This window comes from Streptomyces sp. NPDC036813, assembly GCF_055609245.1.
In genome coordinates, this window is the sequence record NZ_JBVJPV010000011.1 from 221,328 (window position 1) to 236,851 (window position 15,524).

Here is a 15,524-nt window from a genome sequence, read left to right on the forward strand (position 1 = left end):
CCGAGGACCCCGGCCGCCGCTCCGGCGCCGCCGGGGCCTTCGGCGCGCGAGCGCCTTCGGCGTGTTCGGCGTGCGGGGGCTGACGGGTCCTTCCGCGTGCCGGGGCCTTCGGCGTGCGCGGCCGCGGGCGCGGGCGGAGCATGAGGAGGAGAAAACGCACCCACGGCAGAAGGAGGTGCGGACCATGCCCGAGTTCATGGACATCCACCACGGCATGAAGGGCATCACGGCGGACCAGCTGACGGAGGCGCACAACGCCGACCTCGCCGTCGAAGGCGAGGAGAACGTCCACTTCAAGAGGGCCTGGGCGGACCCGAAGTCCGGTGAGGTCTACTGCCTCTCGGAGGCCCCGTCGGCCGAAGCGGTCCAGCGGGTCCACGAACGCGCAGGTCACAAGGCGGACGAGGTGCACGAGGTCTCGCTGTCGGTCTGAGCCGGTACCGCTGTCGGCCTGAGCCGGTCCGGTACCGCGCGCGGTCCGGGCCGTACCGCTGCCGTGGTGTTTTGGAACGCGTGGGGTGCTTACGCCCCGGGGGTGCGGAAGGCGACCTGCCGGCGGGTCGCCTGGTCGATCTCCTCGACCGTGAGGAGCGGAGTGGCACGGGTCGTCAGCGCCCCGCTGGCCTTGACGGTGAGGCTGATCGCGGCCATGGAGACCGGGTCGGGGAGGTCGATGACGCACACGAGGTCGTCCTCCCCGAAGGCGAAGTACATGGCCTCGACCGTCCCGCCGAGTTCGGTGACGACCCGGTCGACCGCGGCACGGCGGCCGCTCCCCCCTTCTTTGAGGAGCCCCTTCGTGCCCTCGGGCGTGTAACTGGCCTGAATGAGGAACTTCGGCATGGGGACTCCCGGCCCGTCGCTGATCCGATACGCCAAGGACCTTCCCGCGCGGGCCCCCGTCCCCACACCCGGCGCGCCTGGATTCACTCGTTGGCGCCGCGCGGCAGCCGCCGGTCCGACCACGACGCGCAGGGGGACGGTGCCGTCGTCAGGTGCGTCCGCGCCGCACGGGCTCCGGGGCGGAGTCCAGTGCGTCCTCGAACGCGAAGGTGTCGTCCTCCCCGAAGTCCGGTGCCTGGAAGGGGTTCGTCACGGGAGGCGGCGATGCCGCACCGGAGGTGTGGGTGTGCCCCTCCGGGGCGGAGAACATCTGTGTCAGTTCGATGGGAGGACTCTCTTTCGTCACAGGTCCCTGAGGGAGCCTGGTGTGCCGTGACCGGGCACAGCGGTCCTACAACTTGGTCATCTTGGCGTACGGGCTCAAGATCCGCATCTGCGCCGTGCCGAAATCCACGAGCGCCGCGATCCCGTCCTCGATGCCGACGACCCGGCCGAGGCCGTACACGTCGTGGGTGACCTGGTCGCCCAGATCGAAGTACTTGGGCGCCGGCGCGACCGGGGCTTTGAAAGGACTGGTCGGCAGGTGACGCTTGGGTGCAGCAGGCTTCGTCATGGTTCAGTATGAGCCCACGCGCACGCGCTCCGCTGTGGCCACGGGCACAATCCCGCCGAGGCGAGACCGCCGCGCGCCGCTGACCTGCGGTTTCGCAGCGGACTCGGCGAAGAAACTCGACCCGGGGCGTCCAGCACCCACCGTGACCGCCCACTCACCGAGCAGGCCACCGTGGCGAACGACGCGGAGCCGGCCGCCCCGCCGCCCTGGTGGCGCTCAGCGCCCAACCCCCCACTTCAGCAGGCGATTTCGGAGGAGAACGGCGGACGCGTTCTCGCCAAGCGATGGCTGCGTCGTGCGCTGCGGCTGCTCCGCGTCGACCGCCGCACACTCGCCCCCGGCCGTCGGCTCACCCGTCCGGATCTCCCGGACTGTGCAGGCGGCGCTGTCGGAATGACGCTGGAGGAGGGCGCCACGAGCGGGGATGCTTCGATGCTGCCCATACTCCAGGAGCGTGATGATGGCCCGGAATCGCTGTCTGATCCTCAGTACGCCGGCCGAGGTCTGGCGCCTGCTGTCCGATGGCCACCGCTACGCGGAGTGGGTGACAGGGACCCGCCAGATCCTTGCCGTGGACCCGCATTGGCCGGAGGTGGGCGCCCGGCTGAAGGTCCGCGTCGGTGCCGGCCCTCTGGCTCTCTACGACACCTGCGTCGTCCGCATCTGCGAACCGCGGCGCCGACTGCAACTGGAGGCGAAGGCGGAGCCCTTCGGTGCGGCTCGCATCGCCATGGAGCTGACCCCCTGGGGCGAGCACACCCTCTTCACCCTCGACTGGCACCCGCTCCGGGGCCCCGGCACCCGGATGCACGGACTCCCGGTGGACTACTTCGTCGCGATCCGCAACGGCATGATGCTGACGAAACTGGCCCGGATCGCGGTAGCCGAACACGCCGAGCGCGTTTGATCCCCCGCCGGGCCGGGACAGGGCCCGCCTGGCCGCAGCAAGAAGCCCCCCACCAGCGAAACAACCGCAGGCAGGGGGCTCAGGCGTGGGCGCTTACTTCTTCTTGCCCTGGTTCTTCACGGCCTCGATCGCCGCTGCGGCTGCCTCGGGGTCGAGGTACTTGCCGCCCGGGGTGACCGGGTGGAAGTCGGCGTCGAGCTCGTAGTAGAGGGGGATGCCCGTCGGGATGTTCAGGCCCGCGATGTCCGCGTCCGAGATGCCGTCCAGGTGCTTGACCAGGGCGCGCAGGGAGTTGCCGTGGGCGGCGACCAGGACCGTGCGACCGGTCAGGAGGTCGGGGACGATCGCGTCGTACCAGTAGGGGAGCATCCGGATGACGACGTCCTTGAGGCACTCCGTGTCCGGGCGCAGCTCCGGCGGGATCGTCGCGTAGCGGGCGTCGTGTGCCTGGGAGAACTCCGAGTCCTCCGACAGCGGCGGCGGCGGGGTGTCGTAGGAGCGGCGCCACAGCATGAACTGCTCCTCGCCGAACTCGGCGAGGGTCTGCGCCTTGTCCTTGCCCTGCAGGGCGCCGTAGTGGCGCTCGTTCAGGCGCCACGAGCGGTGGACCGGGATCCAGTGGCGGTCCGCCGACTCAAGGGCGAGCTGAGCGGTGCGGATGGCGCGCTTCTGGAGGGAGGTGTGGACGACGTCGGGGAGCAGGCCGGCGTCCTTGAGCAGCTCGCCGCCGCGCGTCGCCTCCTTCTCGCCCTTCGCGGTCAGGTTGACGTCCACCCAGCCGGTGAACAGGTTCTTCTCGTTCCACTCGCTCTCGCCGTGGCGGAGGAGGATCAGCTTGTACGGTGCGTCGGCCATAAGGATGAGCGTAATCGAAGGCCCTCGGCCGGTGGCGTGGGCGCTCGCTGCGCGGACGGTTGACGGGGTTTGTCAATCGAGTGGTTTCCCCGGCATCGGCTATGTAAGTTGCGGTTACCTGTTGCGCCACTTACATCCCACGGGGGGACTCCGCCATGCCGTCCGCCGCACTGTCCGACCTCAGACGTGCCGCCCGGGAGTCCGTCGCCGGGCTGCCCCGCGCCTTCTGGTGGCTGTGGACCAGCACCCTCGTCAACCGGCTCGGCGCCTTCGTGGCCACCTTCATGGCCCTCTACCTCACCCTCGACCGCGGCTACTCCGCCTCCTACGCGGGCCTCGTCGCCTCCCTGCACGGGCTGGGCGGCGTCGTCTCCTCACTCGCCGGCGGGGTCATGGCCGACCGGCTCGGGCGGCGGCCCACCCTGCTCCTCGCGCAGACCGCCACGGCCGCCTCCGTCGCCCTGCTCGGCTTCATGACCGACCCGGTCGCCATCGCCGCCGTCGCCTTCCTCGTCGGGATGGCCTCCAACGCCTCCCGGCCCGCGGTGCAGGCGATGATGGCCGACATCGTGCGGCCCGAGGACCGGGTGCGGGCGTTCTCACTGAACTACTGGGCGATCAACCTCGGCTTCGCCGTCTCCTCCATGGCCGCAGGTTTCATCGCCGAGGTCAGCTATCAGGCCGGCTTCCTCATAGAGGCCGGGATGACGCTGGTGTGCGCGATCGTCGTCTTCCTGAAGCTGCCCGAGTCGCGGCCCGTCCAGAGCGCCGACGGCCCCAAGGCGCCCGACGTCGGTCTTCGGACCGTACTGCGCGACGGGCGGTTCATGGGGGTCGTCGGACTGTCCTTCCTCGTGGCGCTGATCTTCCAGCAGGGCTCGGTAGGACTGCCCGTCGCCATGGGCACGGCCGGCTTCACGCCCGCCGACTACGGGCTCGCCATCGCCGTCAACGGCATCCTCATCGTCGTCCTCCAGATCCCCGTCACCCGGTTCATCGAGCACCGCGACCCCCGGCGGCTGCTCATCGCGTCCTCGCTGCTCGCCGGGTACGGCTTCGGGCTGACCGCCTTCGCCGGATCGGTGGGCGTCTTCGCGCTCACGGTCTGCGTGTGGACCCTCGCCGAGATCGTCAACGCGCCGACGCAGACCGGTCTCGTCGTGGCGCTGTCGCCGGTGCACGGGCGCGGGCGCTACCAGGGCATGTACACCCTGTCGTGGTCCGTGGCCGCGCTGGTCGCCCCGCTGATGTCGGGTGCGGTCATCGACCGGTACGGGGCGGAGTGGCTGTGGGGCCTCACCGCGGTCGTCGGGACGGCGGCGGGCGCCGGATACGCCGTACTGATGCGGCGCCTGCCCCGGGAGGAGCCGCAGCCCCTCCCGGCGCCCGCCGCCGAGGTCACGGATGCATCCGCGCGCCCTTGAGCACCTTGTCCACCGCGTTGCGCGGCCCGTACACCGCCAGCCCCACCAGGTCCAGCTGGGCCGTCGGCACCGCCCGGACCGCCGCCCGGTTGTCGCGGTCGTTGCCCGTCGTGAACAGGTCGCTCGTGAAGACGGCCCGCGGCAGCGCGCGGGAGAGCACGCGCGCGTGGGCCGCCGCCAGCGTCTCCTTCGCGCCCTCGAAGACCAGCACGGGCTGGCGGAACATCGGCAGGTAGTCCGTCCCGTCGGCGTCCTCGTACGGCTCCCCGATCACCTCGGGGAGCTGCGTGCCGAGGCCGCTGACCAGGAACGCGGTGACGTTCAGGCGCTGCCAGGACTCCAGGTCCTCGCGCAGCAGGACGGCGATCTTGGTGTCGAAGCGGATCGGTTCGGCGTCGTTCATGCAATGAGACTCGCCGACGTCGTACGGACCCGTCTTGTACGTTCTTTGCATGGCCGCGCAGCGTGAGGTGTCCGCGTGGCGGCCCCGCGTCCCCGGGGTCGTCGAGGTCTTCCACGCCCACTTCACCGAGTACGCCTACCCCATGCACGTCCACGCCGCGTGGACGCTGCTGATCGTCGACGACGGCGCGGTGCGCTACGACATCGAGCGGCACGAGCACGGCACGCTGCGGGACACGGTGTCCCTGCTGCCGCCGCACGTCGCGCACAACGGCGCCCCCGCCACCGCGCACGGTTTCCGCAAGCGGGTTCTCTATCTCGACTCCTCCCGGCTCGGCGAGGACCTGATCGGGGCCGCCGCGGACACCCCAGACCTGCGCGATCCCCTGCTGCGGCAGCGGGTGGGTCAGGTGCACGCGGCGCTCGCCCGGCCTGGTGAGGAGCTGGAGGCGGAGAGCCGTCTGACCCTCGTCGCCGAGCGGCTGCGCGCCCATCTGCGGCCCCGGCGGGCCATCGAGGCGCGGCGTCCCGACCCGGTGCTCGCCCGCCGGCTGCGCGAACTGCTCGACGCGCGCGTGCCCGAGGGCATCACCCTGGAGGAGGCGGCGCGGGTGGTGCAGGCCCATCCCGCCCACCTCGTGCGGGCGTTCAGCAGGGCCTACGGCATCGCGCCGCATCAGTACCTGACGTCCCGGCGGGTGGAGCGGGCGCGGCGGCTGCTGCTGGAGGGGCAGCCGGCGAGCGCGGTCGCGGCCACCGCCGGGTTCTACGACCAGGCCCATCTCACCCGCCACTTCAGGAAGTTGGTGGGAGTGACGCCGGGTAAATACGCCATTTTGCGCCATGGTTGAAAGCCGCACCCTTCCGTAGTCTGCCGCTCATGGACTGGCATGCGTGGCACGACGCGTACGACGTACCCGACTCCTATCTCGGCCGCCGTCTCGCCCTCGTCCAGGAGCGGGTCCGGCACGCGCTGGACACCGCGCCGCCGGGCCCGCTCACGGCCGTCAGCCTGTGCGCCGGGCAGGGGCGGGACCTGATCGGCGCGCTGGCCCGGCACCCCCGGCGGGCGGACGTGCGGGCGCGGCTGGTGGAACTGGACGAGCGCAATGTGCTGTTCGCGCGCTCGGCGGCCGCGGCCGCCGGTCTGGACGGGGTCGACGTGGTGTGCGGGGACGCCGCGCTGACCGACCACTACACCGCCTACGCCCCGGCCGACCTGGTGCTGCTGTGCGGAGTGCTCGGCAACCTCACCGACACCGACATCGAGCGCACGCTCGACCACTGCACGCAGCTGTGCCGCAAGGGCGGCACGGTGGTGTGGACGCGGACCCGGCACCACGACACCAACGTGTGCACCTGGCTGGAAAAGCGGGGCTTCGAGCCGTTGTGGGTCTCGGGCCCGGAGGTTCCGTACGGCGTCGGCGAGCACCGCTTCACCGGGGAGCCGGGGGTGTTACCGCCGGGGCAGCAGATGTTCACCTTCGTCGGCTACCACGTCCTGCACGGCAACCTCTTTCCCAGCGGCGGGAGTTGAGGGCCGACGAGATGGACGGAAGCGCCCTGTCCGGACATGCGTTCGGATAACGTTCCGGCCATGGATGACACACAGGACACCCGCACACCCACCACATCCTCCGCACCCCGCTCCCTGCGCGCCCGCCGGGTCACGACCGCCGTCGCGGGGGCGGCGGCCCTGGTCACGCTCGCCGTCGGCGCCGCCCTCGCGGCCGACGGGGACGGCGACCCGACCCCGCCCACCGCGTCGTACAGCACCCCTGCGGACACGTCCGGGGGTGACAGCGCCGGCACGGACGGCGGGTCCACCGGGGTCACCTCCGGTGGGAGCGACGGGGGTTCCGCCGGGGTCACCACCGGGGGTGGGGACGAGGGTTCCGGCGGGGTCGACGGCGGGTCCGTGAGCGGGTCCGGCGGGGTCGACGGCGGGTCCGTGAGCGGGTCCGGCGGGGTCGACGGCGGGGCCGTGAGCGGGGGCGACGGCGACCCGAGTCCGACCGCCCCTCCGGCCAGCCCCAGCCCCTCCGCCCCGGTCGATCTGGACGAGCTGAACCGCAAGATCGACGAACTGAACCGGAAGGTCGACCAGTTGCCGACGAAGAAGGACCTGGCCGACGCGCTGCGGGCGCTCGCCGACGAGCTCGACAAGCCCAAGCCCGAGAAGACCAAGTAGGCAAGCAGGGCAGGGCGCCCGGGCCGGTTCACGCAGAGTGGTGCGAGGTCACTCCGGCCGCTGCGCGGTCACTCCGGACGCCGCGCGGTCACTCCGGGCGTTGCGTGAGGTGGGCGAACGCCTCCAGGTTGCGCGTGGACTCGCCGCGGGAGACCCGCCAGGCGTACTCCTTGCGGATCGCGGTGGCGAAACCCAGCTCCAGCAGCGGGTTGAACGCCCCGTCGGCCGCCTCCAGGACCTGACCCAGGAGGCGGTCGATCTCGTCGGGGGTCACGCAGGCGAGCGGCAGCCGCCCGGTGACGTACACGTCGCCGTGGCCGTCGACGGCGTAACCGACGCCGTACAGCTTGAGGTTGCGCTCCAGCAGCCAGCGGTGGACGCCGGCCTCGTTCTCGTCGGGGTGGCGGACGACGAAGGCGTTCAGGGACAGGGAGTGGCGGCCGACGATCAGCGAGACCGTCGTGGACAGCTTGTGGGTGCCGGGGAGCTTGACGACGAAGTGGCCCGGCTCCGGGCTCTCCCACTCCAGCTCGGCGTCCTTCAGAGTGTCCTCGATGACCTGCGCCGCCGCGTTGCCTGCGTGAGCAGTGTCGTGCGCGTCAGCCGCCTTGTGTGCATCAGCCCTGTGTGCATCACCCATGGTGCGAGCGTACGCGACGGCGGTGGGCCTGCAGCGCGGCCGTGTACACGTCGGCGGTGGCGGCGGCTGCCGTGTCCCAGCCGAAGGACAGGGCGTGCCGGGCCGCGGCCCCGCCGAGGCGCGGGGTGAGGTCCTGGTCGTCGGCGAAGCGCTCCAGCACGCGCGCGTACGCCTTCGGGTCGTGCCCCTGCACCAGGTAGCCGGTCTCGCCGTCCCGTACCGCCACCGGCAGGCCGCCGACGGACGCGGCCAGCACCGGGGTGCCCGTGGCCTGTGCCTCTATGGCCACCAGGCCGAAGGACTCGCTGTAGGAGGGGACGACGAGGACGGACGCGGCCCGGAACCAGTCGGCGAGCTGCTCCTGACCGACGGGCGGCCGGAACCGTACGACGTCGGCGACGCCGAGGCGCGCGGCGAGCTTCTGCAGCCCCTCCGGCTTGGCGAGTCCGCTGCCGCTGGGGCCGCCGACGACGGGCACCAGGATCCGGGAGCGCAGTTCGGGGCGCTCGTCGAGGAGGGCGGCGACCGCGCGCAGCAGGATGTCGGGGGCCTTCAGCGGCTGGATCCGGCCCGCGAACAGCGGGATCAGGGCGTCCTGGGGCAGGCCGAGGCGGGCGCGGGCGGCGGCCCGGCCGTCGGCGGGGCGGAAGCGGCCGAGGTTGACGCCGGGGTGGACGACGGCGACCTTGCCGGGGTCGGCGGCGTAGTGGTGGACCAGCTCGTCGGCTTCCTCGGCGGTGTTGGCGATGAGCCGGTCGGCGGCGGCGACGATCTGGGTCTCGCCGATCACGCGGGCGGCGGGCTCAGGCGTGTCACCGTCGGCGAGGTTGGCGTTCTTGACCTTGGCCATGGTGTGCATGGCGTGCACCAGGGGGACGCCCCAGCGCTGGGCGGCGAGCCAGCCGACGTGGCCGGAGAGCCAGTAGTGGGAGTGGACGAGGTCGTAATAACCGGGGCGGTGGCCGGCCCACGCCTGCATGACGCCGTGCGTGAAGGCGCACAGCTGGGCGGGCAGGTCCTCCTTGGCGAGGCCCTCGTAGGGGCCGGCGTCGACGTGCCGCACGAGGACGCCGGGGGCGAGCTGCACGGTGGGGTCGAGGCCGCCGGTGGTGGCCCTCGTGAAGATCTCGACCTCGATGTTGATCGCGGCGAGGCGCTGCGCGAGCTCGACGATGTATACGTTCATGCCGCCGGCGTCGCCGGTGCCGGGCTGGTGCAGCGGAGAGGTGTGCACGGAGAGCATGGCCACGCGGCGGGGCCTGCGGTGCAGTCTCAGCCGTGCGGAGGCGGACGGGGAGCGACGCCCGAGCCTGCTGACGTAGTGGCTCACGTGGCGATCCTCCTTGCGGGCGGGCATGGTCCTCCGACAGGGCAACGCCGGTGGGGCGGGTTCCCATTCCTGCGGAGGTGATTTTGCCTGGGCGTTACCGGGGTTCGGTGAACCTGGTGAGGGGTGGGGGCGTCGGGGGGGGGCTTGTGCCTGCGGCGGCCTGTGCGCGTTTCGTTGTGCTGGTCGCGCTCACGCGGCGGAGCCGTATACCGAATACAGCCCCGCGCCCCTGTTTGTGCCTGTGGCGGCCCGTTGCGGTCCGGTGGCCCGTTGCGGTCCGGTGGCCGGTTGCGGTCCGGTGGCCGGTTGCGGTCGCCTGGGGCCGGTTCCGAGTCGGGGCCGGGGCGAGGGGTGTCCGTCCTCGGTGCCCGTACCCGCACAGCTGCGGGCGGTCCCCTCCCCCGAGCTCTTCGCGCAGGGGGGACCCCCAGGGCGGCACGGGTGGGCGCTGGGGCAAGGGAACACCGGGTCTCCGCATCCCGCCCCCGGGCGCTCCGCATACCCTCGTACGTATGAGTTCCCGTGCGTCGACCCGTCCTGTGGGATCCGTTACGCGGGGGACTACCAATCCGAATCGGTTGCGGCGGATGGATCGGTGGATCGCGGCCGTGCAGGGGGCCGAGCTGCGGCGGGTCGCGGAGCCCGTGGCGGTCGACCTGGGGTACGGGGCCGCGCCCTGGACCGCCGTGGAGTTGCTGACGCGGCTGCGGACGGTCGCGCCACGCGTGCGTGTCGTCGGTGTGGAGATCGAGCCGGCCCGGGTCGCGGCGGCGCTGCCTTATGAGCGGGAGGGGCTGGTCTTCCGGCACGGCGGCTTCGAGGTGCCGGTGCCCGGGCGTCCCGCGCTGATCCGTGCCGCCAACGTGCTGCGGCAGTACGACGAGGGCGAGGTCGCCGGCGTGTGGCAGCGGCTGTGCGCGCGGCTCGCCCCGGCCGAGGGCGGCTTCGGCGGCGGGCTGCTGGTGGAGGGGACCTGCGACGAGATCGGGCGCCGCCACGTGTGGGTCGCGCTCGGGCCCGAGGGGCCGCGCACGGTCACCTTCGCGACCCGGCTGGGCTCCCTGGAGCGTCCGTCGGACCTCGCGGAACGGCTGCCGAAGGCGCTCATCCACCGCAATGTTCCCGGTGAGCCGGTGCACGCCTTCCTGCGGGACTTCGACCGCGCCTGGGCGGCCGCCGCACCCTACGCCTCCTACGGCGCCCGGCAGCGCTGGATCCGCGCGGTGCGCGACCTCACGGCCGACTGGCCGGTCGTGGACGGGCCGGCGCGGTGGCGACAGGGTGAAGTGACCGTGACCTGGGCGGCCTTGGCCCCCCGCCACTGATGCCGCGTCCTTGACCTGCGTTTTCCTGGGGCGTGTCACTTGATCGGGTGAGTGTCGCGGTGGGTGGAACGATCTCCGGGGGCCGTACGTCGAACGGGCAGGGAGATCGTCTCGGGCGGCTGGGGGGCCGGGCCGGGCGGGAGCGGGGGGCCGGGAAGCACTGCCTCTGTCGCTTTTCGCGCGGGCATGGCACGATCCCTCCGGCACCGATAAGTTACTGACGGTAAATCAGGTTTGGGGGATGAGGTATGGCAGCGGGCAAGCGCAGCCTGATCGCGGCGGCAGTGACCGTGGTCTGCGCCGTCACCGTGCTGGGGGCACCGGGCATGGCCTTCGCGGCTCCCACCCCCGCCCCGACGCCCTCCGCCTCGCCGGCCATACCCGCGAACAAGGACCTGGAGGCCGTCCGCCAGCGGCTCGAGAAGCTCTACCACGACGCGGCCGTCGCCACCGACGCCTACAACGCCGCCGAGGAGAAGTCGAAGCAGCAGTCCGCGCAGATCGTCGAGCTCACCAAGAAGATCGCCCAAGGGCAGCAGCGCCTCGACCAGTTGAAGGACCGGGCCGGTGCAGCGGCCCGCGCCCAGTACCGCACGGGCGGCCTGCCGACCGAGGCCCAGCTGGTGCTCAGCGACGACCCGCAGGAGTTCCTCGACGGCACCGGGCTTCTTCTGCAGGGCCAGCGGGCCATCAAGGGCCTGCTCGGGGAAATGGCCCGTACCCAGGAGGACTTGCAGCAGTACGCCGCTGACGCCTCCGAACGCTGGCGGCAGCTGGAGGCGAACCGCAAGGCCAAGGAGACGGCCAAGCAGAAGATCACGCAGCAGATCGCCGAGGCCGAGAAGCTCGAGTCCCAGCTGGAGGCGAAGGAGAAGGCGCGCCTGGCCGAGCTGGAGCGGCAGGCCGCGGCCAAGGCGCAGACCGCCTGGCTGGACACCGGGATACTCAAGGACATCAAGGCCGACGCGAGTGAGCGGGGCCGGCAGGCCGTGGCCTTCGCGACGGCCCAGATCGGCAAGCCGTACGAGTGGGGCGCCGAGGGCCCGCAGACCTTCGACTGCTCCGGGCTGACGTCACAGGCCTGGGCGCACGCCGGGCAGCCCATCCCGCGCACCTCGCAGGAGCAGTGGGCCCAGCTGAAGCATGTCGACATCAAGGACATGCGGCCCGGCGACCTGATCATCTACTTCGACGACGCCAGCCATGTCGGGATGTACGTCGGTGACGGCACGATCGTGCACGCCCCGCGCCCGGGGCGCACCGTGACCCTCACCGGTGCGGGGACGATGCCCATCCTGGGCGTCGTGCGGCCGGATATGTAGACAACCCGCGGGGCGGGCGGGCAGGAGTCGGCGCGCGGAGCGGCACGAGGGGTCGGCGCGAGGGGCGGGCGCGAGGAGTGGGCACATGCGGTCGACCGCGCGCCGCGTGACGTCGGCCGCGCGTGGACGCGGGTGACGCCGACCGCACATCGAGGCCTGTGACGCCGACCGCGCGTGGGCGCCTCCGACGTCGACTGTGCGGCACGCCTGACGCTCGACCGCGGGAGTGACGCAGGGCCCGTCGAACGGCTGACGCCCCGGGCGCGCCATCGTGACGGGTGTGCGGGCGTGACCCGGAGCCCGTGGGGCGGTGGGCGCGCGGGCCGTTGCGCGGGCCCCCGGGCCGCTGGCTTCCGGCCGCGTCGGCGCGGCCGGCGTCTCGCCGCGCCGGCTTGTCCAACGCCCGTCGCGCGTCTGCGTGACCCACCGCACGGGCGCCCAACGCCCCTGTAAGGCGCGTCACGTGACCCACCGCACGTGGATCAAGGGGCCGAACCGCGGCCGACGTGACGTTCGTCATCCCCTTTCCGCGTCCCGCCTGTCCAACTGCGGTACAGAACGCGGCATATGACGGTGCCCTTCGGCCGAGCGACGTGCCTCACACCATTCCTTTACCGCGCTCCCACCCGCTATGGTCCCCGTCGGTGGATCGAGGACCCTCGCCCCACCATGCCCTCGGGGGGAGGGAAGGAACCCAAGACAATGCCCGTACCCGTACCGCGGCCCAGGGCGATCCCGGCCGTGGAGAGTGGTCAGGCGCCGGCCGTCCGTCGAGGCGGCCCCTCCAAGGAAGAGACCCCGCGCAAGGAAGCCACGGTCGACAACAACGCCGCCACCACCCACCACAACCTCACACTGCTGCTGATCGAGGACGATCCCGGCGGTTCGCCGATCGTGCCCGATCTGATCGACTCGGCCGGCAAGCCGATCCGCGTGCGCACCGCCCGCAACCTCACCGAGGCCGAGCGGCTGCTCACCGACGACGTCCACTGCATCCTGCTGGACCTCGCCCTGCCGGCACCCGGCAGGACCGCCGACGCCGACGGTGACCACGACGAGCTCGCCGTGCTCAAGCACGTGCTGGAGCTCGCGCCCCGGCACGCCGTGCTCGCGCTGACCTCCTCCAGCGACGCCGAGCGCGGCGCCGAGGCCGTGCGCGTCGGCGCGCAGGACTACCTGTTCCGCGACGAGCTGGACGGGCGGCTGCTGAGCCGCGCGATCCGGTACGCCGTCGAGCGCAAGCGGTCCGACACGGCCGAGCGCAAGCTCGCCGAGGGCCGGCTGCGCGCCCAGGAGAACCGCCGGCTGGAGCGGGGCCTGCTGCCCACGCCGCTGCTGGACGGCTCCTCGCTGCGCTTCGCCGCCCGCTACCGCCCCGGCCGCTCGCGCGCGCTGCTCGGCGGGGACTTCTACGACACCGTCCGCACCCCGGACGGCACCGTGCACGCCATGATCGGCGATGTCTGCGGGCACGGCCCGGACGAGGCGGCGCTCGGCGTGGAGCTGCGCATCGCCTGGCGGGCGCTGACCCTGGCCGGACTGTGCGGTGACGAGCTGCTCGGCACGCTGCAGGAGGTGCTGGAGCACGAGCGCGGCGACGACGAGATCTTCGCCACGCTGTGCACGGTGGACATCACGCCGGACGGCCGCCGCGCCGGCCTCTGCCTGGCCGGCCACCCGTCCCCGCTGCTGCTGCGCCCCGGCGCCAGGCCGCGGCTGCTGCCGTACGACAACAACGGCCCCGCGCTCGGTCTGCTGCCGGGTGCGCGCTGGCCGCGGATGCATGTGGACCTGGGCGCCGAGTGGAGCCTGATGCTCTACACCGACGGTCTGATCGAGGGCCGTATCGGCGAGGGCCGCGAGCGGCTCGGCCAGGACGGCATGGTCGACATGGTCGCCCGCCGCTATGCCGAGGGCCTGCGCGGTGAGGATCTGATCCAGCGGGCGGTCACGGAGGCCCGGGAACTGAACGGCGGCGAGCTGACCGACGACGTGGCGGTGGTCCTGCTGGACCGCCTCTCCTGAAGGCCGCCCCGCCCACGCTCCCGGGTCACCGCCCGGGCGCGGGGGTTACCGCCCGCCGTTCCACGGGCCGTACGGGCCGTCGCTGCTGGAGCCGCGGCCCCGGCGGCGGGGGCTGACCTGCGAGAGGGCCGGGCGCACGTCGACGAAGAAGACGATGGACGCGACGAGCCCGGCGAGCTGGAGGAACAGCATCGGCACCAGCAGGTTCACCGCGACGGCCACGCCGAGGATGATCAGCCAGAAGCCCTTGTTCTGCTTGTCGGCGGCGCGGTAGGCGTCCTCACGGAACAGCGCGGCCATCACGAAGGCCACGACAGCCATCGCCAGCATCGCGAGGTACAGCAACCACATGAACCCCGCGAAACCCTGCATCAGCACAACGTCCACCACCCGACTCGGCTCGTCGATACGCGGTCACCGTACCCGTAGAACGGGCCGGACACCCCCAGGGTGCCCGGCCCGCGGAACTGCCGCCCGTGACGCCGCTTACTCCGCGGCGGGGGACGTCTTCTTCGGGGTGGTGGTCTTCTTCGCCGGGGCCTTGCGGGCCGCCGCCTTCTTCGCGGCCGACTCCTCGGCCGACGGGGCGGTCGTGTCGGCCGGCTTGACCTCGACCGGCTCGGCGTTCGGCTCGACGGCCACGGCGAGGTCCTCGATCTCCTCGGCGGCCTGACCGCGCCAGGTCTTCACGGCCTGCTCGCCGTGCTCGGCGACCTTCTCGTACGCCTCGCGGGCCTTCACGGCGTACTCGGCGGCCACGCCGACGCCGCGCAGGGCGAAGTCCTGGGCGCTCTCGCCGATCTTCTTCAGGTCGCCGTCGAGGGAGCCGATGAACTCGGTGACCTTGGTCTGGAGGGTCTCCTGCGTCTCCTTGACCCGGGCGGTGGCCCGCTCCTGGACGACCTTGGGGTCGGTGTTGCGGACGGCCTCGAAGCGGGCCGGCGCCTGCTCGCGCAGCTGCTCGACCAGGGCCGGCACCTTCTTGGCCTGCTGCAGCGCCAGGTCGGCGGTGCCGGCGGCGAAATAGAGCGGGGTCGGGTCGCTGAGGGTCTTGCGCAGGTCGTCGGTGATGGCCATGGTGAGGGTCCTCCCGGAATTCTTTCGGATGAGGGTCTGTGTGGTCCGCAGCCGGCGGCCGGGTGTTCCCTGGTCCGGTCAACCGGCCGTCTGCTGCGGTCCCGCGTCGTGTCCGCCGACCGTGCGGGGGTCGTGTACGGCGGCGTCGCCCTGGTCGGCCTGCTCGGCGCCGTCGGGGCCACCGAACCCGTTCTCCTTGCGGAACGACTCGTAGATCTGCAGCAGCACCTGCTTCTGCTTCTCGTTGAGCGAGGGGTCGGCGAGGAGGACCGCGCGGGTCTCGACCTCGTCCCGGCCGCGTTCCGCGTCGAGGATGCCGGCGCGCACGTACAGCGTCTCGGCGGAGATCCGCAGGGCTTTGGCGACCTGCTGGAGCACCTCCGCGCTGGGCTTGCGCAGCCCGCGCTCGATCTGGCTCAGGTACGGATTGGACACCCCGGCGGCCTCCGCGAGTTGCCTGAGCGACAGCTGCGCGTTGCGCCGCTGCTCGCGCAGGTACTCACCGAGATTGCCGACGTTGAGCGATGCCATGCCTCCACCATGCCGCACCGCGCTAACTATTGCAAGCAA

General features: G+C 72.2%; 19 protein-coding genes. 9 read left to right on the forward strand and 10 right to left on the reverse strand.

What is annotated here, in order from left to right; all coding sequences use genetic code 11:
* Positions 1–184 precede the first annotated feature (184 nt).
* On the forward strand, positions 185–433 hold the full coding sequence (locus ACZ67Q_RS23545) for an SCO4226 family nickel-binding protein (RefSeq protein WP_471185316.1): 249 nt from the start codon (positions 185–187) through the stop codon (positions 431–433).
* 89 nt (positions 434–522) lie between these two features.
* Here ACZ67Q_RS23545 and ACZ67Q_RS23550 read toward each other — a convergent pair whose 3' ends face one another.
* The 3 genes from ACZ67Q_RS23550 to ACZ67Q_RS23560 form a co-directional block, all read right to left on the reverse strand.
* Positions 523–843 (reverse strand): GYD domain-containing protein, encoded by a 321-nt coding sequence (locus ACZ67Q_RS23550; RefSeq protein ID WP_471185318.1) that lies wholly within the window; start codon positions 841–843, stop codon positions 523–525.
* A gap of 148 nt (positions 844–991) precedes the next feature.
* The gene (locus tag ACZ67Q_RS23555) at positions 992–1,153 is read right to left on the reverse strand and encodes a hypothetical protein (protein WP_471185321.1); all 162 of its coding nucleotides are present in this window, start codon (positions 1,151–1,153) and stop codon (positions 992–994) included.
* 81 nt (positions 1,154–1,234) lie between these two features.
* The gene (locus ACZ67Q_RS23560; protein ID WP_361639138.1) at positions 1,235–1,456 is read right to left on the reverse strand and encodes a hypothetical protein; all 222 of its coding nucleotides are present in this window, start codon (positions 1,454–1,456) and stop codon (positions 1,235–1,237) included.
* A gap of 460 nt (positions 1,457–1,916) precedes the next feature.
* On the opposite strand from ACZ67Q_RS23560, the gene ACZ67Q_RS23565 reads away from it, so the two are divergent.
* On the forward strand, positions 1,917–2,363 hold the full coding sequence (locus tag ACZ67Q_RS23565; RefSeq protein ID WP_471185323.1) for an SRPBCC family protein: 447 nt from the start codon (positions 1,917–1,919) through the stop codon (positions 2,361–2,363).
* A gap of 93 nt (positions 2,364–2,456) precedes the next feature.
* On the opposite strand, the gene ACZ67Q_RS23570 is transcribed toward ACZ67Q_RS23565, so the two are convergent.
* The gene (locus ACZ67Q_RS23570; RefSeq protein ID WP_361639144.1) at positions 2,457–3,218 is read right to left on the reverse strand and encodes a phosphoglyceromutase; all 762 of its coding nucleotides are present in this window, start codon (positions 3,216–3,218) and stop codon (positions 2,457–2,459) included.
* Positions 3,219–3,373: 155 nt separating this feature from the next.
* Between ACZ67Q_RS23570 and ACZ67Q_RS23575 the strand changes: the two genes are divergently transcribed.
* Positions 3,374–4,642 (forward strand): MDR family MFS transporter, encoded by a 1,269-nt coding sequence (locus tag ACZ67Q_RS23575; RefSeq protein ID WP_471185324.1) that lies wholly within the window; start codon positions 3,374–3,376, stop codon positions 4,640–4,642.
* Here the strand turns inward: ACZ67Q_RS23575 and ACZ67Q_RS23580 are convergent.
* Positions 4,617–5,045 (reverse strand): DUF2000 family protein, encoded by a 429-nt coding sequence (locus ACZ67Q_RS23580; RefSeq protein WP_471185325.1) that lies wholly within the window; start codon positions 5,043–5,045, stop codon positions 4,617–4,619. The genes ACZ67Q_RS23575 and ACZ67Q_RS23580 overlap by 26 nt on opposite strands.
* Positions 5,046–5,094: 49 nt before the next feature.
* Here ACZ67Q_RS23580 and ACZ67Q_RS23585 point away from each other — a divergent pair, with 49 nt between their 5' ends.
* The 3 genes from ACZ67Q_RS23585 to ACZ67Q_RS23595 are packed head-to-tail and all read left to right on the forward strand — an operon-like array spanning position 5,095 to position 7,235.
* Positions 5,095–5,895 carry a helix-turn-helix transcriptional regulator gene (locus ACZ67Q_RS23585; RefSeq protein WP_471185327.1) on the forward strand — a complete coding sequence of 267 codons (801 nt, stop codon included), beginning with the start codon at positions 5,095–5,097 and terminating at the stop codon, positions 5,893–5,895.
* Positions 5,896–5,924: 29 nt separating this feature from the next.
* Entirely contained in the window at positions 5,925–6,581 is a 657-nt protein-coding gene (locus tag ACZ67Q_RS23590; RefSeq protein WP_471185328.1) for a methyltransferase domain-containing protein, read from the forward strand.
* Positions 6,582–6,641: 60 nt separating this feature from the next.
* Positions 6,642–7,235 carry a hypothetical protein gene (locus ACZ67Q_RS23595; protein ID WP_471185330.1) on the forward strand — a complete coding sequence of 198 codons (594 nt, stop codon included), beginning with the start codon at positions 6,642–6,644 and terminating at the stop codon, positions 7,233–7,235.
* A gap of 88 nt (positions 7,236–7,323) precedes the next feature.
* On the opposite strand, the gene ACZ67Q_RS23600 is transcribed toward ACZ67Q_RS23595, so the two are convergent.
* Together ACZ67Q_RS23600 and mshA are read right to left on the reverse strand one after the other, a co-directional pair.
* Complete coding sequence (locus ACZ67Q_RS23600) at positions 7,324–7,875, reverse strand: type III secretion system chaperone family protein (RefSeq protein WP_471185331.1); 552 nt, start codon at positions 7,873–7,875, stop codon at positions 7,324–7,326.
* On the reverse strand, positions 7,868–9,205 hold the full coding sequence (gene mshA, locus ACZ67Q_RS23605) for a D-inositol-3-phosphate glycosyltransferase (RefSeq protein ID WP_471185333.1): 1,338 nt from the start codon (positions 9,203–9,205) through the stop codon (positions 7,868–7,870). Before mshA ends, ACZ67Q_RS23600 begins: the two co-directional genes overlap by 8 nt.
* Positions 9,206–9,717: 512 nt before the next feature.
* On the opposite strand from mshA, the gene ACZ67Q_RS23610 reads away from it, so the two are divergent.
* The 3 genes from ACZ67Q_RS23610 to ACZ67Q_RS23620 all read left to right on the forward strand — a co-directional run bounded on the left by ACZ67Q_RS23610 (position 9,718) and on the right by ACZ67Q_RS23620 (position 13,877).
* Positions 9,718–10,530 carry a class I SAM-dependent methyltransferase gene (locus ACZ67Q_RS23610; protein WP_471185335.1) on the forward strand — a complete coding sequence of 271 codons (813 nt, stop codon included), beginning with the start codon at positions 9,718–9,720 and terminating at the stop codon, positions 10,528–10,530.
* A gap of 248 nt (positions 10,531–10,778) precedes the next feature.
* Positions 10,779–11,852 carry a C40 family peptidase gene (locus tag ACZ67Q_RS23615; RefSeq protein ID WP_471185338.1) on the forward strand — a complete coding sequence of 358 codons (1,074 nt, stop codon included), beginning with the start codon at positions 10,779–10,781 and terminating at the stop codon, positions 11,850–11,852.
* Between the two features lie 702 nt (positions 11,853–12,554).
* Positions 12,555–13,877, forward strand: coding sequence for a PP2C family protein-serine/threonine phosphatase (locus ACZ67Q_RS23620; protein WP_471185341.1), 1,323 nt, complete (start codon positions 12,555–12,557; stop codon positions 13,875–13,877).
* A gap of 45 nt (positions 13,878–13,922) precedes the next feature.
* Here ACZ67Q_RS23620 and ACZ67Q_RS23625 read toward each other — a convergent pair whose 3' ends face one another.
* From ACZ67Q_RS23625 to ACZ67Q_RS23635, 3 genes are all read right to left on the reverse strand, one after another.
* The gene (locus ACZ67Q_RS23625) at positions 13,923–14,249 is read right to left on the reverse strand and encodes a DUF2516 family protein (RefSeq protein WP_471185343.1); all 327 of its coding nucleotides are present in this window, start codon (positions 14,247–14,249) and stop codon (positions 13,923–13,925) included.
* Between the two features lie 114 nt (positions 14,250–14,363).
* Positions 14,364–14,954, reverse strand: coding sequence for a hypothetical protein (locus ACZ67Q_RS23630; RefSeq protein ID WP_471185346.1), 591 nt, complete (start codon positions 14,952–14,954; stop codon positions 14,364–14,366).
* 78 nt (positions 14,955–15,032) lie between these two features.
* Entirely contained in the window at positions 15,033–15,485 is a 453-nt protein-coding gene (locus ACZ67Q_RS23635; RefSeq protein ID WP_469930518.1) for a helix-turn-helix domain-containing protein, read from the reverse strand.
* Positions 15,486–15,524 lie beyond the last annotated feature (39 nt).